This is a genomic window from Streptomyces sp. NPDC096013 (assembly GCF_044763565.1).
Taxonomy (GTDB): domain Bacteria; phylum Actinomycetota; class Actinomycetes; order Streptomycetales; family Streptomycetaceae; genus Streptomyces.
In genome coordinates this window covers 84,752-110,009 of sequence record NZ_JBIWGK010000011.1, presented here as the reverse complement: position 1 = coordinate 110,009, position 25,258 = coordinate 84,752, and the positions used below count along the sequence as shown (strand labels likewise).

Sequence of the window (25,258 nt, the reverse complement as noted above, 5' to 3'; positions counted from 1 at the left end):
GGTGGTCATGCGGACGCCCCACCCGTAGGGATGCGTTTCGTGAACTCCCCGTGGCCCGGCCAGGTCAGGACGATCTCCCCGGCCTCCAGACGGGCCTGGGCGAGGACAGGCGTGAGGTCGCGCCCCGGGGCCGCCGACAGGGCCTCCGCCGCGCTGCCGTACGGGATCAGCCCGCGCAGGGTCGCGATGGTCGGCGGCATCATCGTCAGATCGCCCTTGTCGTACGACTCCGCCGCCTCGCCCGGGGCGATCCACACCGTGCGGTCGGCCTCCGTGGAGGCGTTGCGGGTGCGCTGCCCCTCCGGGAGGACGGCCACGAAGAACCACGTGTCGTAGCGGCGGGATTCGAACTCCGGGGTGATCCAGCGGGCCCACGCGCCCAGCAGGTCGGAGCGCAGGACCAGGCCTCGGCGGTCGAGGAACTCCGCGAAGGACAGATCACGGGCGACCAGGGCGGCGCGGTCCGCCTCCCAGTCGGCGCCCGTGGTGTCGCCGACGACCGAGTCGGGGGTGCGCCCGGCCAGCAGGACACCGGCCTCCTCGTACGTCTCCCGTACGGCCGCGCACACGATCGCCTGGGCCGCCGTCTCGTCGACGCCGAGCCGGTCCGCCCACCACGCGCGCGCGGGGCCCGCCCAGCGGACGTGAAGGTCGTCGTCGCGCGGGTCGACACCGCCGCCCGGGTACGCGTACGCGCCCCCGGCGAAGGCCATGGAGGCGCGTCTGCGCAGCATGTGGACGACGGGGCCGGTGCCGGTGTCCCTGAGGAGCATCACCGTGGCCGCCCGCCGGGGCACCACCGGCGTGAGCTGCCCTTGCGTGAGCGCCCTGATCCGCTCGGGCCACTCCGCCGGGTACCACTGACCGTTCGCCATGGGCGGAGGCTATCCCGTAGCGCGCGGATGTTCGAGAGGCAACAAGACGTACCCCCTGGGCTGCGATGACATCCGATACGCCCGATCCCCCGCTCCAGGAAGGCGGCTACGGCCGATCACTCGTCCCGGGACGAGTGATTGCGGTCACGTGAGGTCATCGTGCGCCCCGGGACGGCGATCACCGGTGATCAGTCATCCGGAGACGGCGACGACGGCCAAGGCGGCTCGTCGTCCACCCGGGGCGGCGACAACGACCAAGCCAGCCCGTCGTGCACCCCGGGACGGCGAGAACAACCAAGCCAGCTCGTCGTCCACCCCGGGACGGCGAGAACTACCGAGACAGCCCGTCGTGCACCCCGGGGCGGCGACGGCGGTCAACTCGGCCCGTCGCCGCCCCGGGACACCGGCTACGCCTCCGTCAGCTCCACCTGGATCTCGACCTCGACCGGCGAGTCCAGCGGCAGTACCGCCACGCCGACCGCGCTGCGCGCGTGGACGCCCTTGTCGCCGAGGACCTCCCCGAGCAGCTCGCTCGCGCCGTTGACGACACCGGGCTGGCCGGTGAAGTCGGAGGCCGAGGCGACGAAGCCGACGACCTTCACCACGCGTGCGACACGGTCCAGGTCACCGGCGACGGACTTGACCGCCGCGAGGGCGTTCAGCGCGCAGGTGCGGGCCAGTTCCTTGGCCTCCTCCGCGGTGACCTCGGCGCCCACCTTGCCGGTGACGGGAAGCTTGCCGTCCACCATGGGCAGCTGGCCCGAGGTGTACACGTAGACCCCGCTCTGCACGGCGGGCTGGTACGCGGCGAGCGGGGGGACGACCGCCGGCAGGGTCAGACCGAGTTCGGCCAGCCGGGCATCGACGGCGCTCATGCCTTCTCCCGCTTGAGGTAGGCCACCAGTTGCTCGGGGTTGTTCGGCCCGGGCACAACCTGGACGAGCTCCCAGCCGTCCTCGCCCCAGGTGTCCAGAATCTGCTTCGTGGCGTGGACGAGCAGCGGCACAGTCGAGTATTCCCACTTGGTCATGCGGCCGACTTTAGCCGCTGCGAACCGGCCGCCCTCGGTCGCGTTATCCACAGCCTCTGGCTTGGTTCGGGCGCGGACTGGTTAGGCTCGAAGACGTGAGCAGGCTCCAGGTCGTCAGTGGCAAGGGCGGTACCGGCAAGACCACGGTGGCCGCGGCCCTAGCGCTGGCCCTGGCCACCGAGGGGAAGCGGACGCTTCTCGTCGAGGTCGAGGGTCGCCAGGGCATCGCGCAGCTCTTCGAGACGGAGACGCTGCCCTATGAGGAGCGGAAGATCGCCGTCGCTCCCGGGGGCGGGGAGGTGTACGCCCTGGCCATCGACCCCGAACTGGCCCTTCTGGACTACCTCCAGATGTTCTACAAACTCGGCGGAGCGGGCCGGGCCCTGAAAAAACTCGGGGCGATCGACTTCGCCACCACGGTCGCGCCCGGCCTCCGGGACGTCCTCCTGACCGGCAAGGCCTGCGAGGCCGTCCGCCGCAAGGAGAAAAGCGGGCGGTTCGTCTACGACTACGTCGTGATGGACGCCCCGCCGACCGGCCGCATCACCCGCTTCCTCAACGTCAACGACGAGGTGGCCGGCCTCGCGAAGATCGGCCCGATACACAATCAGGCGCAGGCGGTGATGCGGGTCCTGAAGTCGCCGGAGACGGCCGTGCACCTGGTGACGCTGCTGGAGGAGATGCCCGTCCAGGAGACCGCGGACGGTATCGCCGAACTCCGGGCGGCCCGGCTGCCGGTGGGCCGGATCATCGTCAACATGGTCCGCCCCGAGGTCCTCGACGCGACCGACCTCGAGCTCGTGCGGTCCGTTCCGCGCACCGCCGTGGCGCAGGCGCTGTCCTCGGCAGGCCTCGGCGGGGCCCGGCGCGGCGGCAACGCCGAGAAGCTGGTCGACCCGCTGCTCGCCCAGGCCGAGGAGTACGCCGCGCGGTACACGCTGGAGCACGACCAGCGGGCCGTACTGGCGGAGCAGGGCCTGCCGTTGCACGAACTGCCGTTGCTCACCGAGGGCATGGACCTCGGGGGCCTGTACGAACTCGCCAGCGAGCTGCGGAAGCAGGGGATGTCATGAGTCCGGACCCGGCCCACGCGCAGGACCCCGCCCGCGACCGCGAGACCACCCAGGACTCCCGCTCCCACCGCATCACCCACGCGCGCGTGCTCGACGTGGATCCGCTGATCGACGACCCAGAGACCCGCATCGTCGTGTGCTGCGGCTCCGGCGGGGTCGGCAAGACGACCACCGCGGCGGCGCTCGGGCTGCGGGCCGCCGAGCGCGGACGCAGGGTCGTCGTGCTGACCATCGACCCGGCGCGGCGACTCGCCCAGTCCATGGGGATCGACTCCCTGGACAACACCCCGCGGCGGGTGAAGGGCGTCGACGGGGACGGCGAACTGCACGCCATGATGCTCGACATGAAGCGCACCTTCGACGAGATCGTCGAGGCGCACGCGGACCGCGAGCGGGCGGCCGCGATCCTCAGCAACCCCTTCTACCAGTCGCTTTCGGCGGGCTTCGCGGGCACGCAGGAGTACATGGCGATGGAGAAGCTGGGCCAGCTGCGCGCCCAGCACGACTGGGACCTGATCGTGGTGGACACCCCGCCGTCCCGCTCGGCACTCGACTTCCTGGACGCGCCGAAACGTCTCGGCTCGTTCCTGGACGGCAAGCTGATCCGGCTGCTGACCGCGCCGGCCAAGCTCGGCGGGCGGGCCGGGATGAAGTTCCTCAACGTCGGCATGTCGATGATGACCGGCACGCTCGGCAAGCTGCTCGGCGGTCAACTGCTCAAGGACATCCAGACGTTCATCGCCGCGATGGACACCACCTTCGGCGGGTTCCGCACCCGCGCGGACGCGACGTACAAGCTGCTCCAGGCGCCCGGTACGGCGTTCCTGGTGGTCGCGGCCCCGGAGCGGGACGCGTTGCGCGAGGCGGCGTACTTCGTGGAGCGGCTGGCGGCCGAGGAGATGCCGCTGGCCGGTCTGGTCCTCAACCGGGTGCACGGCAGCGGAGCCGCCCGGCTGTCTGCCGAGCGGGCACTCGCCGCCGCGGAAAATCTTGAAGAGCCCCGCATTGTCGATCAGATGGGCGGGAAAGCTGGACTTCGTAACTCTCCCGACACGTACGGCAGTTCAGATTCGCCCGGTCCCAGCTCTCCCGGTTCCCAGGCATCGGCTCGTGACGAAGGCTCCCCCGCCACCACGGACGACGAGCGATCCGCCGACCAGCAGTCCGATGACGGGCGTTCCGTCGACCAGCAGTCCGACGACGAGCGATCCGTCGATCAACTCACCGCAGGCCTGCTGAAGTTGCACGCCGAGCGGATGCGGCTGCTCTCCCGCGAGCAGCGCACACGTGACCGCTTCACCGCACGTCACCCCGAGGTGGCCGTGGCCGAGGTGGCCGCGCTGCCCGGCGATGTGCATGACCTCGCGGGGCTGCGGGACATCGGGAACCGGCTCGCGGCCGGTCGGCCGGAGCTGCCCGAGACGAAGGTCTGACGCGCACCCCGGGGAACCGGACCCGGGGATGTCACCCCCGAACACACGCCCCGGGGATCGCCCGGGGTCGGCCCCGAGGGGGACCGGTGGGGGTCAGCCCACCGCCGCGTAGTTCTCGTAGATCTCGTCGTCGTCGAGGGGGATGATGCCGACCCCTCGTTCGTACTCGATACGCGCGGTCTCCAGTAGCCGGCGCCATGAAGTGACAGTGGGCCGCCTGCGCAGCAGTGCGCGGCGCTCCCGCTCCGTCATTCCTCCCCACACGCCGAATTCGACGCGGTTGTCGAGCGCATCGGCGAGGCACTCCGTGCGTACCGGACATCCGGTGCACACTGCCTTCGCCCTGTTCTGCGCTGCTCCTTGAACGAACAGTTCATCCGGATCGGTAGTGCGGCAGGCCGCCTGCGCACTCCAGTCGGTTACCCAGCCCATACCGGCGCCGTCCTCTCCCGAATCGAGGCTCCCCCACGGCGGCAGCGGCATATTCACCGCCGCCAGTTGAGGACGTTACGGAAGGTGGGCACAGCGCAACACCCCCTTCGGGCCCAATCTTGAATGGCCCGAACGGACTATGGGTAAGCGGCAGATCACCCGGGGGAGTGAGCTGGCGACATGCGCGACTATCCCGGCAAACCGGGACAGTTGACATGCGCCACAAGGGGCACCAGGTGACACAGGAGGCGGATTCGGACACGCCCCCGATAAAAAACAGGGAACGACCGGAACGATTCGGGGTCGCCGGACGTATTGATACGTGACCGCTCTGCTGTGACAGTTGAGAGCAGCTTAGGCCAACGCCTATACACGTGTCCGGCGAATGAGAACGTAGGCTGCCCCCATGCCAAAAAAGCGCTCGGGTGGTGGTCTGTCCCCCATGCAGCAGGCCGCCAAGTTCCTCGGTGTCAGTGTGCTCGCCGGTGCCGTCATGGCCGGAATCGCGATGCCCGCGGCCGGCGCGCTCGGACTCGCCGCCAAGGGCTCGGTCCAGGGATTCGACGACATCCCGGACAATCTGAAGAGCCCTCAGCTGAGCCAGCGCACCACGATCCTGGACAGCAAGGGCAACCAGATCGCCTCGGTCTACTCCCGTGACCGCACGGTGGTGGAGCTCAAGGACATCTCGCCGTACATGCAGAAGGCGATCGTCGCGATCGAGGACTCGCGCTTCTACCAGCACGGCGCGATCGACCTGAAGGGCGTCCTGCGCGCCCTCAACAAGAACGCGCAGAGCGGCGGGGTCTCCCAGGGCGCCTCGACCCTCACCCAGCAGCTGGTGAAGAACTACTTCGTGGAGGAGGCCGGTGACGACCCGACGAAGGTCGCCCAGGCCACCCAGCAGACGCTCGGCCGCAAGGTCAAGGAGCTGAAGTACGCGATCCAGATCGAGGAGAAGCTCGGCAAGAAGAAGATCCTCGAGAACTACCTGAACATCACGTTCTTCGGAGAGCAGGCCTACGGCGTCGAGGCCGCCTCCGAGCGCTACTTCTCCCGGCACGCCAAGGACCTCACCCTCCAGCAGTCGGCACTCCTCGCGGGCATCGTCCAGTCGCCCACGCGCTACGACCCGATCAACGACGAGGCCGAGGCCAAGAAGCGGCGCAACACCGTGCTGGCCCGCATGGCCGAGGTCGGCGACATCTCCAAGGCGGAGGCGGACGCGGCCGAGAAGACGGACCTCGGCCTCAAGGTCAGCCAGCCGAAGAACGGCTGCATCACCGCCGTCAAGGGCGCCAGCTTCTTCTGCAAGTACGTCGAGAACGTCTTCCTGAGCGACCCGGTCTTCGGCAAGACCAAGGAGGCCCGGGCGAAGATCTGGAACCAGGGCGGCCTGACGATCCGTACGACGCTGGACCCACAGGCGCAGGACTCGGTGCAGGCCTCGCTCAAGGACCACATCTACAAGTCGGATTCGGTCGCCGCGGCGGCCACCCTGGTCGAACCCGGCACCGGCAAGATCCTCGGCATGGGCCAGTCGAGGCCGTACGGCTACGGCAAGAACGAGACGGAGTACAACTACTCGGTCAACGCCGACATGGGCGGCTCGAACTTCGGCTTCCCGACCGGTTCGACTTTCAAGCCGTTCGTCGCGGCGGCGGCGCTGGAGCAGGGCCTGCCCGCCACGCAGCAGTACCCGGCGCCGTACTCGATGGACTACCCGAGCCCCGTCTCGACCTGTAGCGGCAAGAACTGGGTCAACACCGGCGGCGCGACGGTCGAGAACGAGAGCGAGTCGGAGCACGGTCCGTACGCGCTGAAGGAGGCGATGGCCAAGTCGGTCAACACCTACTTCGTGCAGATGATCTCCGACATCGGTCTGTGCCCCGTCGTGAGCATGACCAGCAAGCTCGGCGTCGTGCAGGGCAACGGCGACAAGATCCCCGAGGTCCCGGCCATCGCGCTCGGCTCGAAGGGCATCTCGCCGCTGACGATGGCCACCGCGTACGCGGCCTTCGCCAACGAGGGCACGTACTGCACCCCGATCGCCATCGAGTCCATCACCCAGAAGGTGGGCAACGAGGAGAAGTCGCTCGCCGTCCCGAAGTCCACCTGCTCACGGGCGATGAGCAAGAAGACCGCCGACACCGTCAACACCGTGCTGCGCGGCGTGGTCGACTCCGGCACCGGCCAGGAGGCCGGCCTCACCGACCGCGAGAGCGCCGGTAAGACGGGTACGACGGACGCCCGCAAGAACGCCTGGTTCGTCGGCTACACCCCGAACCTGGCCGGCGCGGTCTGGGTCGGCAGCCCCAAGCAGAACGTCGAGATGACCAACATCCGCATCGGCGGGGTCTACCACGACCAGGTCTACGGCGCCGACACCCCCGGCCCGATCTGGAAGGACGCCATGTCCGGCGCCCTCGAAGGCAAGCAGGCCCAGTCCTTCACCCTCGTCAACATCCCGGACCCCGCGAAGGACAAGGGCAACGGCAACGGCAACGACGGCGGCAAGAACAACGACAACGGCGGAAACAACAACGGGGGCAACAACAACGGCGGCCTGACCACCAACGGCGGCACCAACGGCGGCACCACCCCCAACCCGACGTTCTCCTTCCCCACCGGCTTCTTCCAGGGCAACGGAAACGGCGGAAACAACGGCAACGGAAACGGCGGCAACAGGGGCTAGCCCCCCACCGCCCGATCCGGCTTCTCGTCTACGACGACGGGGGCGCCCCTGGTGAAAAGGGGCGCCCCCGTCGTCGTAGCGAAACAGCTCTCGCCAGGCGGGCGGGTCAGCCGGCGAGGAGTTTCTTCACCGCGGCGGCGACGCGTCCGCCGTCGGCCAGGCCCGCGACCTTCGGGTTCACGATCTTCATGACGGCGCCCATGGCGCGCGGGCCCTCGGCGCCGGCCGCCTTCGCCTCCTCGACCGCCTGGGAGACGATCGCGGCCAGCTCCTCGTCACCGAGCTGCTTGGGCAGGTACTCGGCGAGGATCTCGCCCTCCGCCTTCTCCTGCGCGGCCTGCTCGGGACGCCCGCCCTGCGCGAAGGCGTCCGCGGCCTCGCGGCGTTTCTTCGCCTCCTTGGTGATCACCTTGAGGACCTCGTCGTCGGAGAGCTCGCGCTTCTCCTTGCCCGCGACCTCCTGATTGGTGATCGCGGAGAGCGTCAGCCGGAGCGTGGAGGAGCGCAGCTTGTCGTGCGCCTTGATCGCGGCGTTGAGGTCTTCCTGCAGCTTCGACTTGAGCGTGGTGGTCATGGGTTTGATTCTCGCAGGTGCGTGAGTGCGGGCGCCCGCAGATTTCGGTGGCCGCGTGCGGAGCCGTCGCAGGGAGGCCCAGGCGTGGCCTAAGCGGCCGCGCCCGACGGGCTGTCAGTGCGGTCTGACACGATGGCGGTATGCGCGCGCGATACGGAGTACCCCTGGGAATTGCGGCGGCCGGCGCCGCCGGTCTGGTCTACGCGGCGGGCTTCGAGGTCCGCTCCTTCCGGCTGCGGCGGGTGACGGTCCCGGTGCTGCCGGCCGGGATGCGCCCGCTCAGAGTCCTCCAGGTCTCCGACATCCACATGGTCGGCGGCCAGCGCAAGAAGCAGCGCTGGCTGCGCTCGCTGGCGGGCCTGCGCCCCGACTTCGTGATCAACACCGGCGACAACCTCTCCGACCCGGAGGGCGTCCCCGAGGTGCTGGACGCGCTGGGCCCGCTGATGGACTTCCCGGGCGCGTACGTCTTCGGCTCGAACGACTACTACGGCCCCACACTCCGCAACCCCGCCCGGTACCTGCTGGAGAAGAGCGCCGGCCGCCACGGCCTGAACGGCAACCCGCCCGTCACCGGCGTCGTCCACAACCCGTGGGAGGACCTGCGGGACGGCTTCGACGCCGCGGGCTGGCTGAACCTGACGAACACCCGGGGGACGCTCAAGTTCGAGGGCGTCACCGTGGAGTTGACCGGCCTGGACGACCCCCACATCAAACGCGACCGCTACGCCCGCGTGGCCGGCGGCCCGTCCGAAGACGCCGACTTCTCCATGGGCGTCGTGCACGCGCCCTACCTCCGCGTCCTGGACTCCTTCACGGCGGACGGCTACCCCCTGATCCTCGGCGGCCACACACACGGCGGCCAGCTGTGCATCCCGTTTTACGGCGCGCTGGTCACCAACTGCGACCTGGACACGGACCGGGTGAAGGGGCTGTCCCGGCATACGGCCGAGGGGCGGACGTCGTATCTGCATGTGTCGGCGGGGTGCGGGACGAGTCGGTATACGCCGGTTCGGTTTGCTTGTCCGCCAGAGGCTACGTTGATGACGTTGGTGGGGCGGGAGTAGGGGGTTTCCCGACGGGGGCGGATGTAGGGGGTTCCTCCGAGGGGGGCGGGAGTCGGGGGTAATGGGGGTGCGGTAGCGGGGCGTGCCTCGGGGGGAGGGGCGGGGAGCGCTTAAGGCCTGGGCGGACGTGCTGAGGGGTGGGTCGGGGTCGGGCGGTCCGGGTGTACCCGGAACAGGGCGGGGTCGGCGTGTAGTGAGGGGGCGGGCGATGGCGGGACGGGGGTCGGGGTGTTCCTAGGGGCCGCGTGAGGGTCGGACCGGGGTCGGTGCGGTGCGGTCGGGGCCAGTGCGGTCGAGATGGGTTCGGCCGGGGTCGTTGTAGCTGGGGTGGGTTCGGCCGGGGTCGATTCGACCGGGGTCGGTAGGGCGGAGGCCGGCGTAACTCGTTCAGCCCACCTATATCGCCCGATTAGTCCCGACTGCCTAGCGTGAGGGCATGACCGCCCCGATACCCAGGGACATCCCGGACCTCCCCGCCGTACCCGGCATGCCCGCGCTGATCGCCTCACCCGTTCCCGCCACCGCGGTGGTGGCCCCGTACTCCCGCCCGCTGACGGCGGCGTACCGACTGCTGGTCGCGTTGGTGGCGGCAGCGGCGGTGACCGTCGACCTGCTCCTCGGCAGCCCGATCCGGGTGCTGACGTACTTCACGATCCAGAGCAACATCCTGCTTGCGCTGGTCATGCTCGCCACGGCCCGCCGAGCGTGGACGGCCCGCCGACCGGTCTCCCCCCTGGTCACGGGCGCGGCACTGCTCTACATCACGATCGCGAGCCTGGTGTACCACCTGATCCTGGTGCCGCACGCGTCGAGCCCGTTCGCCATGACGGGCGGAACCGTCACGGGCTGGCAGGCGGTGACGAACCAGGTCCTGCACACGGTGACGCCGATCGCGGCGGTGATCGACTGGCTGTTCCTGACCGCCCCCGGCCGGCTACGGCTGCGGATGGCGGCGACGTGGCTGCTGTACCCGCTGACGTACCTGGCGGTGTCATTGGGCCGCGGCGAACTGATCCTCCCCGGCACACCGGGCCGCTACCTCTACCCGTTCCTGGACGTCGAACGGCACGGCTACAAGAGCGTCCTGGGCAACGCCCTCCTCCTCGGCCTCGCCTTCTACGCCCTCTCCGTCCTCCTCGTGGCCCTCGACCACGCCCGCCCGAACCTCGTCCGCCACCGCGCCAAAACCGGATTTCGTCTCCAGCCACCGGTGGGCTAAAGTAAACGACGTCGCCGCGATGAGCAGCAACACTCGCAAGATGAGTGGCGACATCGGGGTGTAGCGCAGCTTGGCAGCGCGCTTCGTTCGGGACGAAGAGGTCGTGGGTTCAAATCCCGCCACCCCGACTGCCAAATAGCAGTTCAGAGGGCCTGGTGTGTAAGTTGCACCGGGTCCTCTGGTGTTGTGCGTGGCTCTTTCCTCGGAGGCGGTGGCCAGCCGACGCAGGCCAGCAGGGCGCTGCCGTCCTCGGTGAGGAAGAGCAGGGTGGTCCGTGCTCGATCGGCAGAATCGATCAGCCCTGTGCGTACGGGTTGGCCGTGCTCTCGGATGAGCTGCACTGCCCGTTCCAGCCCAAGGGGTTCGCGTCCGCGCATACGCATGCGCTGAAGTCGGCCATTGAAGACTCCGGCGTGATGGCTTGCGGGCTGTGCCCGATCCGTCCGGCGTCTCTGTCCGGCCGTCCGTCACGCCCGTCGACGACAGCCTCCGGAGCGGGCTCGGATCAACTCGGGGTGCGCGCGAGCAGGCAAGGAGCCCTAAGCGTGTTGAGGCCACCCGGCATCATCGAGCGGTGCTGCTCGATGAGGAACGAGCCGACTGGTGCTGGCCGAGATCGACGGCGGTCTGCGAGGCAACGTTGATTATGACTTCCAGCTCCTGCGCCTAGAAGGCTTGCTACTCGGGTGGATCTTCTCCTGGGGAGCAGTCCGGGATCAGTCCGGGAGCGCCAGAGCGGTCGGCACCCTCGGCTGGGGGCAACGGCCCCCTCCTGGTCGATCGCGAAAACGGTCGTTTGAGCCGAAAACTGCCACCAGCGCCGCCGTAGCCCTTCAAAATCGCTGATCACGAGCGCCGACTGCGGCACGAAGCTCACGCCCGGAACACGGCAGCGAAATGAGATGCGTGGCAGCCATGAGTGTTCGGCTGTGTGACAACAACGCCGACGAACTATGGCCGACGAGCGCCAACTCCTTCGGACCATCTGCTCAGTTGAGAGGCGTACCAGACCAAGGCCGTGTCCTCGCTCGAGTTTCTTCGGGACGAAGGAACCCTGAGTTCAGAAGTCGCCACCCCACCCGCCACCCCACCCGCCGCGCAGCACGTCACGGAGCCGGTACGCACATGAGTACCGGCCCCCTCCCACCCCACGCCCCGTGTTCAGTACGTCAGCGCGTCCTGTGCGCTCGGCAGCCAGTAGGTCACCCGCAGCGTGTCGTCGACGTGGACGCCGTTCGTCGGCAGAGTCGGGGTCGCTGCCGGGCTGATGCTGTTGTTGTTGCGGTCGAAGAAGTAGACGGCGAGGGACTTGGCGGTGCGGCCGTGGGTGCCGGTGCCGTTGTCTCCGCCGGCGAGGGCTGCGCCGGCGTAGCCGGACTGGCCCGGGGTGAGGGTGGTGACCGCCTGGGGCTGGGACTCCTTCATCACCGGGGGCACCGACTGGGCGTCGTCGAAGTTGAGGGCGGGGTAGTAGTAGAGGTCGCAGGTCTTGGTGCCGGTGTTGGTGACCGTGAGCAGCATGTGGTTGATGGGGCGGGTAACCAGTTGGGCGGTCACCTTCGTGTTGGCGCTGCTGCACGGGACGCTGCTCGCCGAGGTGTCCGAGCCGGAGTTCGCGCCCGTCTCCGCGCCGGCGTCCGTTCCAGACCCCCCGCTCGTCCTCCCGCCGCTCGACTCGCCCCCGCTCGCCTTGCCTCCGTTCGAACCCGTCGTGCTGCCCGAGCCCTTGTTGCCCCCGGTCGACGAGTTGCCCTCCGTCGAACCGCCGGTCTGCCCCGTCCCGCCCGTCTTCTCCGGAGCCCGCGTCGGCGTCGGCGCCGTCGTGTTGGTCTGTGCCGCTCCCTCGTCCTGTACTCCCAGTTCGTCGTTGCAGGCGGTGAGGGAGAGGGCGGCGAGGGCGACGGTGGCCGCGGCGAGGAGGCGAGCACGGGGACGGGGACGGGCGGTGTACGCGGACATGGTGATCCCTTTCGGAAGCGTGGGAAAAGGTGGGGAATGGCTGAAGGTGGGCGGCCGGCCAATCGTTCGGCGGGCGGCGTGCTTTGATGACCGCAGCCTGTGCCGCTTTCCGTCCCACCCGCTACGGCAGCCGGGAGCTACGGGAACCTGGAACGTTCGCACCGGCTCTTACCTGGGGGAACAGTGACTCCCTGGAACGCGCGACTGGAATGGGGACACGGTGGCGGGGCCTGAGGAGACGGCCGATTTCGCGGCGCTGATACGGGAGCTGAAGGACCGGTCGGGGCTGAGTTACGGCGTGCTCGCGAAGCGGCTGCACATGAGTACGTCGACGTTGCACCGTTACTGCAACGGCGATGCCGTACCCACGGAGTACGCCCCCGTCGAGCGGTTCGCCCGGCTCTGCAAGGCGACCCCGGACGAGCTCGTCGAGGCCCACCGCCGGTGGATCCTGGCCGACGGGGCACGCCAGCGGGAGCGGAAGGCCGCCATCACCGGCACCGCCAGCGCCAGCGCCACGGCGAGCGCGACCGCCGCAGCGAGTGGGGCAGCCGCAACCAGCGGGGCAGCCACGACAACCCCGGAGCCGGGCACCGACCCCGGCAACCCCGCTCCCATCAACCCCAACACCCCTGCCCCCACCGAGGCCGAAGCCGAGCCCGAAGCCAACGCCCACGCCAACACCGGCACCGGCACCGGCACCGGCACCGGCACCGGCACCGGCACCGGCACCGAACCCCCCACCACCACCTCAGAACCCCCCACCCCCAACAAACCCACCCCCCACAACCGCCGCCGCACCACCCTCCTCGCCGCAGCCGCCGTAGCTGTGGTCCTCGCCGTCACCGCCCTCGTCCCCCGTCTCGTCTCCGGACACGACGGCAGCGGTGACCGCAAGCAGGAGGCCGGTTCCGTCACCTCCAGCGGGCAGGGCACCGGCACCGGATCGACCTCCACCCCGCCGAAGTCGACGTCGAAGGCGACCTCCTCGCCCTCGCCCTCCTCCTCCCCCTCCGAGTCCGCGAGGACAAGCGGCAACGCATCCGCGGGCACGGCAAGCGGCCTCGGCGGAGGAGGCGGAGGCGGCAGCACGGACCAGACCGCGGCCGTTCCGCTGACCGTCACGACCCGGCCGTATGCCTGGGAGAGTCCGTGCAGTCAGACCTACCTGGTCGACCAGGACGCGGCGAAGGTGCCGCCGCCGCCCACCGAGCAGGACGCGCCGAGCTGGGTGAGTGCGCTGGGGGCGGTGTCGGCCGGCAGTCAGTATCTGGAGCTGACCGTGCAGGGCACCGGTGAGGAGACCGTCGTACTTCAGTCGCTGAACGTGCGGGTGGTCGGCAGCGGGGCGCCGCTCGCCCGGAACGCGTACGCCATGGGGTATGTCGGCGTCGGCTGCGGCGGCGGGGTGCCCACGCGCTCCATCGACGTCGGGCTGGACGCGACCCGGCCGGTGGCCACACCGAAGGCCGGGCAGACCGGGCTGCCGTACAAGGTGAGCGAGAGTGACCCCGAGGTCCTGTACATCACGGCCGCCGCGGCCTCGCACGACGTGCGCTGGTATCTGGAGCTGGCGTGGTCCAGCGGCACCCGGCACGGGGTGCTGCGCATCGACGACCAGGGGAAGCCGTTCCACACCAGCGGGATGAACGGACGCCCGCGCTACGGCTACTCCCTCGACACGAGCGAGTGGGTACCACACCAGGACGACTAGCGAGCCGACACCCGCACTCGCACCCACACCCGCACCTGGCCAGTTCATCCGCCATCAGCCGGAAATGGCTCCTGCCGGCTCTCGCCCCCACAGCAGCCGACGGCCCGCGCCCCACGAACGGCAGCAGGAAGACGCGCCGCCGAGCTCGTCAGGTGGCGGCCACGGCCGCATGACCCCCGCGTTGACACGAACCGTCGCCGCACGTTGACTGGCAGCACGGCGCAGGGCAGTGGCCGGTGCACGGACGAATCCCAGAAACGCCTTCGGGCGGAACGGAAGCGACTCCCGATGATGTACGACCAGACACGCGCCCAACAACCCGCAGGCCAGAACAAGGTTCCCTCCGAGCGCCGCACCCCGGGCCCGGAGCCGCTCCTTCCGTCGGGCGAGCGGGACCAGGTGCTCCAGCGGCTGCGGCACGCGATGAACACCTTCGCGGACACCCCTCGCGACGCGTTGCAGGAGGCGGAGAGCGCCTACGACGAGGCGACCGCCCACCTCGTCACCGCCCTCGCGGCCCGCCGGGACGCCCTGCGCGCCACCTGGGCCGACCAGGACCCCGAGGCCCAGTCGGAGTCGGAGTCCGAGGAGTTCCGCCAGGCGCTGCGCCAGTACCGCGAGATCACCCAACGGCTTTTGCAGCTCTAGCAGTTGACCGGGCGGGTCGGCGGTCATCACGTCAAGGCCGCGGCTCTACGACGGCCCCGTGGCCGTCAACTCGGCCCGCCCGCCCGAGTGATCGCCCACCCCACCGCGGCTCCGTGGCCGTCAACTCAGCCCGCCTGCCCGCATGATCGCCCACTCAACCGCAGCCCCGTGACCGTCAACTCGACCCGCTCACCCGGGTAATCGCCCAATCCGCCGCAGCCCAGCGGCCGTCAACTCGGCCCGCCCGCCCGAGTGATCGCCCACCCCACCGCAGCCCCATAACCGTCAACTCGCCCCGCCCACCCGGTTAATCGCCAACTCCACCGCCCCGATCCGCTCAGCCAGCACCCCGAGTGCGGCGACCGCTCGGCGCAGCGGCTCGTCCTCCACCGCATCCCGATCCCGCACGTAGGCGGCCTTCAACTCACCCCACCGCACCGCCTGTTCGGCACTCAGCGTGCCGCGCAGTTCCCCGAGCTTCAGCAGGTTCGCCTCGGCGCCGGTCGTCAGGGTCTGTGCCTCGGCGGTGTAGTGGTCGTCCACCACGGCGGCCAGCTCACGGGAGTTCATCACCGGCTCGATGCGCTGGGCGATGCGGTTCATCGTGCGGTACGACCCCTGGAGCAGGAACGGCGGTTCCGTGCGGGCCGCGTCCGACGCCCCCGCCGACGCCATGTACGCGGAGTTGACCGCGAGCACGGTGTCCCGTGCGGTGAGCAGCTTCCCCAACACCGCGACGACACGGCCGAGTTCGGCGGGGTCGCAGGCGTAGGACAGCCGGTCCGCGCGGGCCGAGGGGTCGCCCTCCGCGAGCCGGATCAGGAGGTCCAGGTCGGTGCGGTCGCGGCCGGCCAGCGGGGCCAGCACCGGGTTGGAGGTCAGCGCGTTCTCGACGAAACTCAGCGCGAACACCGCCTCCTTGCCGGTGAGGACGTCGCCGAGGTTCCAGACGTCGGCACGGTTGGCCAGCATGTCGGGGACCCGGAACCGCCCGCCCGACTCGGTGTAGGGGTTGCCGGTCATGCAGACGGCGAACCGTTTCCCCCGTAGGTCGTATGTACGCGGTACGCCCTCCCACACGCCCTCCATCCGCCGCGTCGCATCGCACAACGGGATGAATTTCTCCAGGAGTCCGGGCGAGGTGTGCTGGATGTCGTCGAGGTGGAGCAGCACGTTGTTGCCGGCCGCGAGCGCGAAGTTGATCTTCTCCACCTCCTGGCGGGCGGTCGCGTTCGGTGCCTCGGCCGGGTCGAGGGAGGTGACGCCGTGACCGAGTGCGGGCCCGCTGACCTTGACCAGCACCAGCCCGAGCCGCTCGGCGACGTACTCCATGAGGGTCGTCTTCCCGTACCCCGGCGGCGAGACGAGCAGCAGCAGGCCACTCGTGCCGGTCCCCCGTCCCTCCCCCGTCGTGCCGATCTGCCGCGCCAGGTTGTCGCCGACCAGCGGGAGATACACCTCGTCGACGAGACGCCCCCGCACGAAGGTCGACATCACCCGCGGCCGGTACTCGTCGAGCCGCAGCCGGGCACGTTCGGCCGCCACGAGTGCCGTACGGCGGCGCTGGTACGCGCGATGACCGGGGACCTCCGATGCCCTGAACTCCTCTGTTCTGCCGAGGAATTCATCGATTCGGAGCGGCAGAACCCCCGCCTCGATGCGCGGATGGGTGCCCAGCAGTCCTCCGACCGTCTCCGTCAGCCGCGCGTCCGACTCGTAGCGCGGTACGTCCGGGCAGAGTTCGACGGCCACCGCCTCCGCGAGGTCCCCCGGGTCGGTCTCCGTGCCGGACGCGGTCGTGTACGCGGTCAGCCACGCCTCCACCAGCTGGCGGCGGGCGGGCAGGTCTGCGACGGCGCGCACATCGTCGTCGTAGGCCGAAGTCCCCACCGCGCGGCGGAACTTGTCGAGCAGGGTGCGGGCGGCGGCGCTGATCACGAAGCCCTCGGGGCCGGTGGTCAGCTCGTCGAAGAGGTACGCGGCGGCGGGCTCGCCCGTGTGTCCCGCCAGCTCGGTGAGGAAGTCGGCGACGGCCGGGGTCGGCCCGAAGGTGTCGCGGGCCCGCGCGAGCGACCGCGCCCGGCGGCCCCAGCCCGCCCGCTCCTCCGGGCTCGTGCCATGCGCCCAGAACTCCAACGCCCGCGCTCGGGGGCCGGGTTGGTGTCGCAGCAGGCCCGCGCCCTCGTACCGGCGGAGCACTGCGGCGAGGATCGCGGTCGCGTCATGGTCGTGCACACCGCGTTCGTAGCCCTCGTCGTACGACTCCTGCGCGGCCCGGCGGACCAGGGCGGCGAGGTCGGTTTCCTGGGCGAGGGCCTGGGCGCCGTGTTCGTCGAGGAGGCGGGCGGCGAGATGTTCGGCCCGGTAGACCTGGGGTGACTCGGAGGGCAGCGGGCGGTCCCAGAAGCGGCGGGTCTGCGCGAACTCCGGGTCCCTGACCGGGGTTCGGTAGTCGGTGCCGGTGAGGGCGAAGGCGAGGCCGTCGCCGGACGGGACCAGGGTGAGGTCGAGGGGCTCGGTGTTCACGGCGAAACGGTGGCGGCCCAGGCGCAGGGTCCGGCCGCCGTCCGTGTAGAGGTCGGCGCGGTCGCGCAGGGCGCGGGCCGCCTCCTCGCGGGCCGAGGCCAGCCGGCCGGTCAGTTCCTCCGCCCTCACCTGGTCGCCCAGGTCCCGCAGTTGGGCGGCCGTGCGGCGGATCTTCGTGACCATCGGGTCGGAGGCGAAGTACGTGCTGACCGCGTCGGCGTCGGTGAGCGTGGCCGCCCGCCGCACCACCGTCTCCAGGACGCGGACCGCCGAGGCGGCCAACTGCTCGGCCCTGCATGCGCGTTCGTCGGCCAGGGTCTGTCGGCGGGCGGCGAAGGTCTCGTAGATCTCGGTGCGTTTGCCGGTCAGTTCGGCGAGGATGTCGTCGAAGTCGGTGAAGCGGGCTTCGAGGTTCTCCAACTGCACCAGCAACCTGGCCAGTTGGGTGTCGCAGGACTCCGGTGTCACCGCGTCCGCGAGCGCGGCGGTCACCGACTGGCCCAGCAGCGCGAACTCGGCCGCGAACTCCGCCCGGCCTTCCCGGTCCTGGAGTTCCCTTCGCCGGGCGTCGAGCGTGGCGCGGGCCCGGTTGACCCCGCCCAGGACCTCGGCGATCCGCTCCAGGATGGAGGTACGGACCGTGGCGTCACCGATGTCGAGCCCGGCGATCACCTCGGTCACCGTCCGCAGCCCGTCGGTGAGTTCGTCGAGCCGGACGGACACCGGCGCCGCCTGCGCGACCGTGGCCAGCTCCCCCGCCTCCGCGACCAGCCCGCCGATCACCTCGTGGTGCCCGGCGAACGCGTCCTCCCGCCCCAGGAACGCGACCGCCCGCTGTCCGAACGCCCCGAGCTCCGCCTCCGCCTCGCCCGCGACCTCGTCGATGCGCGCGGTGTCCGCGTACCGCAGCTCCTTCAGCGTCAGCACGTGTCCCTGCGCGCGCCGGAGTTCGGTCAGTCCCGCGACCCACCCGGCCGCGTCCCGGGGCACCTCGCCCCGCAGCCGCCGCACCAGCCCGGTGAGCCGCTCGGAGGCCCCGGCGAGGGCGTCGGCGGCCTGGCCGGTCAGCGTCCGGACCGTCCCGAACTCGGCCAGGACCTGTTCCGCCGTGCCCCGCACCTCCTCCAACGGGCCGCCCAGATCGCCGAGTTCGGCTTCCCCGAGCCAGTGGTACGCGTCCGCCGCCCGCACACACGCGCCGACCAGCGCCTCGTACACCTCCGCCGTGGGCTCCATCCCGGCGACCGCCCCCGCGAGGGACAGACAGTCGGAGATCCCGCGCACGAGATCGGCGTTGCCGACCCTGGACAGTGGCCCCGAACCGACGGGTCGAGCGGCGGCGTAGGTGTCGGAGACATACGGGGTACGCCAGACCCGCACCGGATGGACCCGGCCCGGCTCCCCCTCTCCGTCCGCGCGCAGCACCGTCAGCACACCGTCGTCGAAGAGCGCCCAGCCCTGGCAGGACAGCGGGTTGGCGATCTCCTTGCGGATCATGTTGTACGGCAGCAGCAGGCTCCGGCCGGGCACCCGCGCCCGGTACGCGAACAGCACGTCCTCACCGTTGGGCGAGCGCACCACCCGCTCCAACTCCAGCCCCGTGGAGTCCACTTCGAAGGTCTTCCAGGCCCCCGTGGCCAGGCAGTACCCGCCCGGGAACACGATCCCCTGCTCCTCCGGCAGCCGCTGACACGACAGCCCGATCCCGTCGAGCCGTACGACTCCCCCGGTCAGCGTGTTGAAGACCAGATGGCGGCGGCTCTCCTCCTTGTAGGGGCGGACCCGCAGCAGCACCAGCGCCCCCACCCGCGCGTACCCGATCTCCGCGTCGGCCGCCGACTGCAACGGCTCGTCCACCGGCTCGGAGTAGATCCCCTCCCCCGTCTCGGTGTCGTCCTCCACCTTCACGGTGAGCAGGCCGCCGACCGTGCCCACGTACAGCCCGTCCTGGATGCGGACATGCGGATGCCGTCCGGGGACCTGGTCCTCGCGGGTGGTTTCCGTCCAGTCGATGTCGTACGGCGGCGGAAGGACGTGATCGCGTTCCCCGTGCGCGTCCAGGAAAGTCGCCGCCCGGCCGTCCTCCGTCACCGCCCAGCGCAGCACCCGGATGTCGTCGGCCTTCTCGCCGGTGCGGAAGACGGCGAGCAACTTGCCGTCGGTCCACCGGAGTTGAAGCAGCCGGGCCTGACGGTAGTACCGGTGCAGGGCCGTGAACTCCCGTACGAAGTCCGGGTCGTCGAGGAGTCCGGGTACGGCGTCCTCGGGCAGCCGGCGCAGGTCGTGGCGGTCGTGCAGGGCGAGGACGTCGGCGATCGCCGTCTCGCGGGTGACGCCGTGGGAGACCTGGCGGCCGAAGAGGAGGGTGTCCCCTACGGCGACCAGGTCGCGCGGTGTGGCCGGGTGCTCGGTGTCGAGGCGTTCGGTGCCGGTGAGTTCGAGGCGGGTGGAGCCGAACTCCTCGGTGCGGCGGGCGTTGAGCGCCTCGGCACGGCGGGCGAGTTCGGCGGCCTGTGCGGCGAGGCGGTCGCGCAGGACCTCGTAGGTGCCGCTGTCCACGCCGGTGGTCATGGGTCCCTCTCAGGTCTCGGTGGCTAGGCTGAGTCCGGAACTGCCGTCCCCTGTGCGGCAGTTCCGGACCGTCGGTGGGGTCAGACCGTCGATGGTTCAGACCGTCGCCGGGTGGCCGTTGAGCGCGGCCAGCGGGGTGTCCGCGAGGCCCAACTCGCCCGCCTTGTCGAGCAGTTGCCGTAGCTGACCGGCGTTCGCCGTGTCCGAGGTCATCAGTTTCATCAGCAGCGCGGACACGGTCAGGTTCTGCACGTCGGCGGTGGAGACGGAACCGAGGACGCGGGCGAGGTCGTCGGCGATGTTCGAGGTGCCGTCCAGCCAGGGACGCGCCAACGCCTGTGCCGTCTGGGAGTTGGCGACGAAACCGTCGACGCTCTTGCCGAGCGAGATCGACGACAGCAGCCGGTCGAAGAAGACCGAGTCGCCGCCGACGATGTCGATGTCGGCGTGCTCCAGACCGGTCGCGAGGACCGTGGCCTGCGCCTCGGCGACCTGCCGCTGCACATCGAGCCCGGCGAGCCGGATCTCCTTCTCGGCCTGGAGCCGCAGCCGGTACTCCTCGTGCCCGCGCGAGGCGTCGTCGAGGGCGGCCATCGCGGCGGCCTTCTCGGTGAGGCCCTCCGCCTCGGCCTTGAGCTTCTCGCCGATGCCGGTGGCCTCCGCGAGCGCGTTCGCCCGGACGCCCTCGGCCTGCGCGAGCACCCTCGCCTGCGCCCCCTCGGCCTCGGCGAGCGCCTTGGCCCGGGTCCCCTCGGCCTCCGCGCGCAGCCTGGCCTCGGTGCCCTCCGCCTCCGCGCGCAGCCGCGCCCCCGTGGCTTCGGCCTCGGCGCGGCCCGCCTTCACGGTGACCTCGGCCTCCTTGTCGCGGACCTGGACCTCGGCGAGTCCGGCCGCCGCCGCCTCCGCCTGGATGCCCTCGGCGAGCCGCAGCTTGGCCCGGGCGTCGAGGTCGGCGGACTTCAACCGGGCCTCGGCGAGCGTGAGTTGTTCACCGGCGCGGTGCTTGGCGGCGGCCTCCGCGGCCTCGGCGCCCTTGATGTCCTTGACCAGCTTCTCCTGCGCCTCCGCCTCGGCGGCGATGATCACCGACTGGCGGGTGCGCTCGGCCTCCTCGACCACCCGCAGCTTCTTGATGGCCTCCTCCTGCTCGGCGACCGTACGGTCCACGGCGATCCGCTCCCGGACCACGTCCGCGACCTCGCGCCGCTCCGCCTCGACCTCCTTGTCCCGGGCGATCCCGGACAGGCTCGTCTCCCGTTCCCTGGCGATGACTTCGAGGAGCCGGTCCTTCTCGATGCGCTCGTTCTCCACGGCGATGACCCGCTCGCGGTTCTTCTGCGCCACGGCGATCTCGCGGGCCTGGTTCTCGCGCTGGACGCCGAGTTGCTCCTCGGTGCGCAGGAACGCGGTCTGCGCACCGAGGCGTTCCTCCTCCTGCACCTTCGCGGTGGCGGCCTCCTCCTTCGCGCGCAGGGTCTCCACCTCGCGCCGCTGCCGGATCTCCGCCTCCGCCTGCCGGCGTTCCAGCTCCAGGATGGTCTCCCGGGCGTCGACGTTCTGCCGGGTGATCTCCTTCTGCTCGGTGCGCTGGAACTCGTTCGTGCGCACATGCTCGATCGTCGTCAGCTCGGTGATCTTCCGGATGCCCTGCGCGTCCAGGATGTTCTGGTTGTCGAGCTGCGTCATCGGCGTCTGCTCAAGGAAGTCGATGGCCGCGTCGTCGAGGTGGTAGCCGTTGAGGTCGGTGCCGATGACCTGGATGATCCGGTCCCTGAACTCCTCGCGCTTGGTGTAGAGATCGACGAAGTCCAGCTGTTTGCCCACGGTCTTGAGCGCCTCGGAGAACTTCGCCGCGAAGAAGTCCTGGATCGCCGCCGGGTCGCTCGCCGTCTGGGTGCCGATGGCCTGCGCGACCTTGATGACGTCCTCGACGGTCTTGTTGACCCGCACGAAGAAGCTGATATGGATGTCGGCGCGGATGTTGTCCTGGCAGATCAGGCCCTCGCGCCCGGTGCGCCGGATCTCGATGGTCTTCACCGAGATGTCCATGAACTCGGCCTTGTGCAGCACCGGCAGCACGACCGCCCCGGTGAAGGTCACATCGACCTTCTTCGTCTTCGACACGATCAACGCCCGCCCCTGCTCCACCTTCCGGAACAACCGGCCGACCACGAGGAGCAGGGTGAGCGCGATGAGCAGGACTACGGCGACGAACACACCGATGCCGACGGTGATGGCGTTCATGACATGGGTCCTCGTTGAGTGAGAGGGGTTGGATCGTGGTGGGTGGTGAAGGGGGTGTTGGGCACCCCGTGCGAGCCAACAGGGGCGGATTCCACGGCTGTTGGCGGACGCCGGGCGGCGAACACCCTGGGGTCGTGACCGGGGGGGCGGACGCCCGTGGGTCGACCGCCGTTGGCCCGTACCTGCGGGTCGTGGGCAACCCGCGTGGACCAACTGGGCTCAGCCGCGCTCCCGTTGGGGGCGCATCGGCCTATCCCGGCGTGCCGGGCGGAGCCAGCAGCCCCGAGCCCGGCCCCAGCCCGCCGTCCGGCGGATACGGGGTGACCCAGAAGAACTCGCCCACCTCGTCGTAGGCGTAGAGCAACCCCGTGCTGCCGCTGCCGAGCACGCCCGTCGCGGCGTCGCCGGCCGGCAGCCGGACCTGGACCACCGCCGCCGAACCGTCTCCCGCCCTGACCTCGGCCTGGCCGAACCCGGTGTCCACCCGTCCGGTGCGGATCGTGCAGGTCAGGCCGACGAAGTCCAGCCGCGAGGGTCCGGGTTCGTCGGGGAACAGGCGGTGCAGGGGGCGTACGAACAGCCTGGTCGCGCGCCAGGAGACGTACACCGTGCCGATCAGCACGGCCGCCCCGACCAGGAATCCGAGGGGCCCGGAGGGGACGAGCAGCACACTCGCGCAGTAGCTGATCAGCCAGCCGATGGCGACGAACAGCGAGAAGGCGAGGGTCACCGGGACCCCGCCCAGGCCCCAACCCTCGCCGTGAGCACGGGAGTTGAGGTGCATGTGAGCGTGTCCGTGCGCGTCCGCCGCGCCCAGCGCGACCAGCAGCCAGAACAGGACGACGACCACGAGCGCCGCGGTGAAGACGACGGTGGGGAAACCGGCCGCGGCAGCGAGAAACGCCCCCATGATCCCGGCCCCCCGTCCCCGTCCAGTGCCCGCGACGCGTGTCGCGCGTGCGGCACGCGTCAAGATTCCGGGGATGCGCGGATCGCGGTACCGGTGCTGGACACCTGCCGGTGTCCGGCACCGGTACCTTCCGCGGTGCTCCCCTGGCGCCATGGTGCACGCGGGGTGCACGCCCGCGCATTGCCGGAACCCGGCAGTGTTCATTAGGGTCTTGATGCCGGTGACGCGCTAAGAAAGCGTCATCGGGGCGTCAAGGTAAACGGGGGCGGAGTTGCCGGAGCGCGGAATACCTGAGCAGTATCTGGCGGGGTACGCGCGGCTCCTGGCGGAGGTCTCCGGTACCGGACGCCGTCTGACCCGGGCGGAGTTGGCGTCCCGCCGCACCCTGGGCGAGCAGGCCGCCGAGGCGGGCCACGAACTGCGTGCCCTGGTCAGCGCCCATCTCGCCGCGACCCGCGCCGCCTGGCCGCAGATCCCGGGTGCCGCCGACTGCACCCTCGCCGCGGTGCAGCAGGCCGTCGACGCCTTCGCCGAGGGCTACGAACGCGCGCAGCGGCTCGCCGTACGCCAGGAGGAGGCGGCGCGACGGGAGTTCATCGACGACCTCCTCTACGGCCGCAGCGACCTCGGCCGGCTCGCGGAGCGCGCCGAGCGCTTCGGTCTGCGCCTCTCCCACACGCATGCCGTCGCGGTCGTCCAGGGCCCGACGCCGTACGACGAGAGCGCGCCGGTGCCGCGTCAGGTGGAGCGCGCGATGATCAGCCGTTTCGGTGACCGCAACATCCTGCTCACCACGAAGGCCGGCCGGATGCTGTGCGTCGCGCCCGGCGACCAGGACGACATCCTCACCCACTTCGCCAAGCAGGCGTACGCCGCCGCGGAGGGCAGCCGCGCGGCGATCGGCCGGGTGCGGCCGGGTGCGGGCGGGATCGTCCAGTCGTACGAAGAGGCCCTGAACACGCTCGAACTCGCCGAGCGGCTCCAGCTGGAGGGCCCGCTGCTGCGCGCCGCCGACCTGCTGGTCTACCCGGTGCTCACCCGCGACCGGCAGGCGATGACGGACCTGGTGCTCGACGCGCTGGGCCCGCTGACCAGGGCGCGCGGCGGCCCGCGGCCACTGCTGGAGACGCTGTCGACGTACTTCGACAGTGGCTGTGTGGCCGCCGAGACCGCCCGCCGGCTGTCACTGAGCGTGCGCGCGCTGACCTACCGGCTGGAGCGCATCCACCAGCTCACCGGCGCGGACCCGGCCGACCCCGGCCAGCGGTACACGCTCCAGACGGCGGTGATCGGGGCCCGCCTGCTGGACTGGCCCGACAAGGAGCTGTGACCGGCGGGAAAGCAAAGAGCGACCTCGCGCCCGAATGGTTCTACGGCGGCGTGGTCGCTCGGGGTGTGCGGGGACGTGCGGGCGGAGGCGTCAGCCCAGGGTGGTGCCGATGTACGACGTCGAGTCCGGGCCCGAGTCCCCGGGGTTCTCCGCGGCGGGGGCCGGCGCGGGGGTGGCGGGCGCGGGCGGCGTCTCGTGGCAGGTGAAGCCGAGCCGGGTCAGGGCCCTGGTCACCTCGAAGGCGGTGAAGTCACGGCGGTCCTGCTTGGTGATCACCTCACCGACCTGCTTCACCGGGTACAGCTTGCGACTGATGACGGCGCAGGGACCGGTGACGGGCTGCTCCGGCCGGATGCCCTTGAGCATCTCCTCCACCTCGCTCTTCGTCAGATCGAAGGGGTAACGGGCGATCACGCAGCGCATGGTGCCTCACCAAGGGGTTCGAGCGGGAGGAGAGGGGAGGATTTCTCCTCGGGGAAAGCGAACAACGGCCGTGGAACGGCGGGTAAATGAACAGATACGAAAAGGGGCCCGCACCCAAGGTGCGGGCCCCTGTTTCGCAGTCTCGCGTGCTTAGGCGGGAACGATGTTCTCCGCCTGCGGGCCCTTCTGGCCCTGCGTGATGTCGAAGGTCACCTTCTGACCCTCCTGCAGCTCGCGGAAGCCCTGGGTGGCGATGTTCGAGTAGTGGGCGAAGACGTCAGCGCCGCCGCCGTCCTGCTCGATGAAGCCGAAGCCCTTTTCCGCGTTGAACCACTTCACGGTACCGGTGGCCATGTCTTAACTCCTAGGCAGTGCACGAGATCCGCACTTTACGAATCTCCTCCATCGCCGTGATGATCACCTGCACCGGATGTCCGGTTCAAAATTGGCAACCACAACTGCAACTGATGTCAGCCTAGCACGGAACCCATTTTCGCGACGGGGGAATTGGGCTCGAAAAGGGCCGCCCGAAACG

Annotated in this window: 19 protein-coding genes and 1 tRNA gene; 9 read left to right on the top strand and 11 right to left on the bottom strand. The window is 70.3% G+C overall.

Translation table 11 applies throughout. The features are described 5' to 3' along the window. Nucleotides 1-5: 5 nt before the first annotated feature. The 3 genes from ACIRB1_RS31905 to ACIRB1_RS31895 all read right to left on the bottom strand — a co-directional run bounded on the left by ACIRB1_RS31905 (nt 6) and on the right by ACIRB1_RS31895 (nt 1,905). On the bottom strand, nt 6-875 hold the full coding sequence (locus tag ACIRB1_RS31905; RefSeq protein WP_403467800.1) for an NUDIX hydrolase: 870 nt from the start codon (nt 873-875) through the stop codon (nt 6-8). Nucleotides 876-1,282: 407 nt separating this feature from the next. Further along, nucleotides 1,283-1,750 (bottom strand): RidA family protein, encoded by a 468-nt coding sequence (locus ACIRB1_RS31900; protein WP_352285342.1) that lies wholly within the window; start codon nt 1,748-1,750, stop codon nt 1,283-1,285. Then, nucleotides 1,747-1,905 (bottom strand): DUF4177 domain-containing protein, encoded by a 159-nt coding sequence (locus tag ACIRB1_RS31895; RefSeq protein ID WP_019063748.1) that lies wholly within the window; start codon nt 1,903-1,905, stop codon nt 1,747-1,749. The genes ACIRB1_RS31900 and ACIRB1_RS31895 overlap by 4 nt, the downstream gene beginning before the upstream one ends. 95 nt (nt 1,906-2,000) lie before the next feature. On the opposite strand from ACIRB1_RS31895, the gene ACIRB1_RS31890 reads away from it, so the two are divergent. Both ACIRB1_RS31890 and ACIRB1_RS31885 read left to right on the top strand, forming a co-directional pair. Continuing rightward, on the top strand, nt 2,001-2,978 hold the full coding sequence (locus ACIRB1_RS31890; protein WP_403467799.1) for an ArsA family ATPase: 978 nt from the start codon (nt 2,001-2,003) through the stop codon (nt 2,976-2,978). Then, nucleotides 2,975-4,411 carry an ArsA family ATPase gene (locus ACIRB1_RS31885; RefSeq protein ID WP_352183960.1) on the top strand — a complete coding sequence of 479 codons (1,437 nt, stop codon included), beginning with the start codon at nt 2,975-2,977 and terminating at the stop codon, nt 4,409-4,411. The genes ACIRB1_RS31890 and ACIRB1_RS31885 overlap by 4 nt, the downstream gene beginning before the upstream one ends. A gap of 93 nt (nt 4,412-4,504) precedes the next feature. On the opposite strand, the gene wblA is transcribed toward ACIRB1_RS31885, so the two are convergent. Beyond that, entirely contained in the window at nt 4,505-4,843 is a 339-nt protein-coding gene (wblA, locus tag ACIRB1_RS31880) for a transcriptional regulator WblA (RefSeq protein ID WP_019063745.1), read from the bottom strand. Between the two features lie 406 nt (nt 4,844-5,249). On the opposite strand from wblA, the gene ACIRB1_RS31875 reads away from it, so the two are divergent. Then, nucleotides 5,250-7,538, top strand: a complete 2,289-nt coding sequence (locus ACIRB1_RS31875; RefSeq protein WP_403467798.1) for a transglycosylase domain-containing protein — start codon at nt 5,250-5,252, stop codon at nt 7,536-7,538. Nucleotides 7,539-7,644: 106 nt separating this feature from the next. Here ACIRB1_RS31875 and ACIRB1_RS31870 read toward each other — a convergent pair whose 3' ends face one another. Next, nucleotides 7,645-8,112, bottom strand: coding sequence for a GatB/YqeY domain-containing protein (locus ACIRB1_RS31870; RefSeq protein WP_266769940.1), 468 nt, complete (start codon nt 8,110-8,112; stop codon nt 7,645-7,647). Nucleotides 8,113-8,252: 140 nt separating this feature from the next. Between ACIRB1_RS31870 and ACIRB1_RS31865 the strand changes: the two genes are divergently transcribed. The 3 genes from ACIRB1_RS31865 to ACIRB1_RS31855 all read left to right on the top strand — a co-directional run bounded on the left by ACIRB1_RS31865 (nt 8,253) and on the right by ACIRB1_RS31855 (nt 10,526). Next, a complete protein-coding gene (locus ACIRB1_RS31865; RefSeq protein WP_403467797.1) occupies nt 8,253-9,179 on the top strand; it encodes a metallophosphoesterase in 927 nt (308 codons plus the stop codon). Nucleotides 9,180-9,615: 436 nt separating this feature from the next. After that, a complete protein-coding gene (locus ACIRB1_RS31860; RefSeq protein WP_403467796.1) occupies nt 9,616-10,398 on the top strand; it encodes a Pr6Pr family membrane protein in 783 nt (260 codons plus the stop codon). A 54-nt stretch (nt 10,399-10,452) separates the two neighbouring features. Then, nucleotides 10,453-10,526 (top strand) — tRNA-Pro (locus ACIRB1_RS31855). A gap of 1,033 nt (nt 10,527-11,559) precedes the next feature. Here ACIRB1_RS31855 and ACIRB1_RS31850 read toward each other — a convergent pair. Beyond that, nucleotides 11,560-12,357: a DUF4232 domain-containing protein gene (locus tag ACIRB1_RS31850; protein ID WP_403467795.1), complete on the bottom strand. Its 798-nt coding sequence runs from the start codon at nt 12,355-12,357 to the stop codon at nt 11,560-11,562. Nucleotides 12,358-12,577: 220 nt separating this feature from the next. Between ACIRB1_RS31850 and ACIRB1_RS31845 the strand changes: the two genes are divergently transcribed. Continuing rightward, on the top strand, nt 12,578-14,071 hold the full coding sequence (locus tag ACIRB1_RS31845; RefSeq protein WP_403467794.1) for a helix-turn-helix domain-containing protein: 1,494 nt from the start codon (nt 12,578-12,580) through the stop codon (nt 14,069-14,071). A gap of 288 nt (nt 14,072-14,359) precedes the next feature. Beyond that, nucleotides 14,360-14,719 (top strand): hypothetical protein, encoded by a 360-nt coding sequence (locus ACIRB1_RS31840; RefSeq protein ID WP_352183939.1) that lies wholly within the window; start codon nt 14,360-14,362, stop codon nt 14,717-14,719. A gap of 285 nt (nt 14,720-15,004) precedes the next feature. Here ACIRB1_RS31840 and ACIRB1_RS31835 read toward each other — a convergent pair whose 3' ends face one another. The 3 genes from ACIRB1_RS31835 to ACIRB1_RS31825 form a co-directional block, all read right to left on the bottom strand. Continuing rightward, complete coding sequence (locus ACIRB1_RS31835) at nt 15,005-19,816, bottom strand: DNA repair ATPase (protein WP_403467793.1); 4,812 nt, start codon at nt 19,814-19,816, stop codon at nt 15,005-15,007. A 96-nt stretch (nt 19,817-19,912) separates the two neighbouring features. After that, nucleotides 19,913-22,060 carry a flotillin family protein gene (locus ACIRB1_RS31830; protein ID WP_403467792.1) on the bottom strand — a complete coding sequence of 716 codons (2,148 nt, stop codon included), beginning with the start codon at nt 22,058-22,060 and terminating at the stop codon, nt 19,913-19,915. A 250-nt stretch (nt 22,061-22,310) separates the two neighbouring features. Then, a complete protein-coding gene (locus tag ACIRB1_RS31825) occupies nt 22,311-22,970 on the bottom strand; it encodes a hypothetical protein (protein WP_403467791.1) in 660 nt (219 codons plus the stop codon). Between the two features lie 271 nt (nt 22,971-23,241). Between ACIRB1_RS31825 and ACIRB1_RS31820 the strand changes: the two genes are divergently transcribed. Beyond that, nucleotides 23,242-24,300, top strand: a complete 1,059-nt coding sequence (locus ACIRB1_RS31820; protein WP_403467790.1) for a PucR family transcriptional regulator — start codon at nt 23,242-23,244, stop codon at nt 24,298-24,300. A gap of 90 nt (nt 24,301-24,390) precedes the next feature. Here ACIRB1_RS31820 and ACIRB1_RS31815 read toward each other — a convergent pair whose 3' ends face one another. Both ACIRB1_RS31815 and ACIRB1_RS31810 read right to left on the bottom strand, forming a co-directional pair. Continuing rightward, entirely contained in the window at nt 24,391-24,723 is a 333-nt protein-coding gene (locus tag ACIRB1_RS31815) for an SCO5918 family protein (RefSeq protein ID WP_352183934.1), read from the bottom strand. Between the two features lie 150 nt (nt 24,724-24,873). After that, nucleotides 24,874-25,077 carry a cold-shock protein gene (locus ACIRB1_RS31810; protein WP_019063123.1) on the bottom strand — a complete coding sequence of 68 codons (204 nt, stop codon included), beginning with the start codon at nt 25,075-25,077 and terminating at the stop codon, nt 24,874-24,876. Nucleotides 25,078-25,258: the final 181 nt, after the last annotated feature.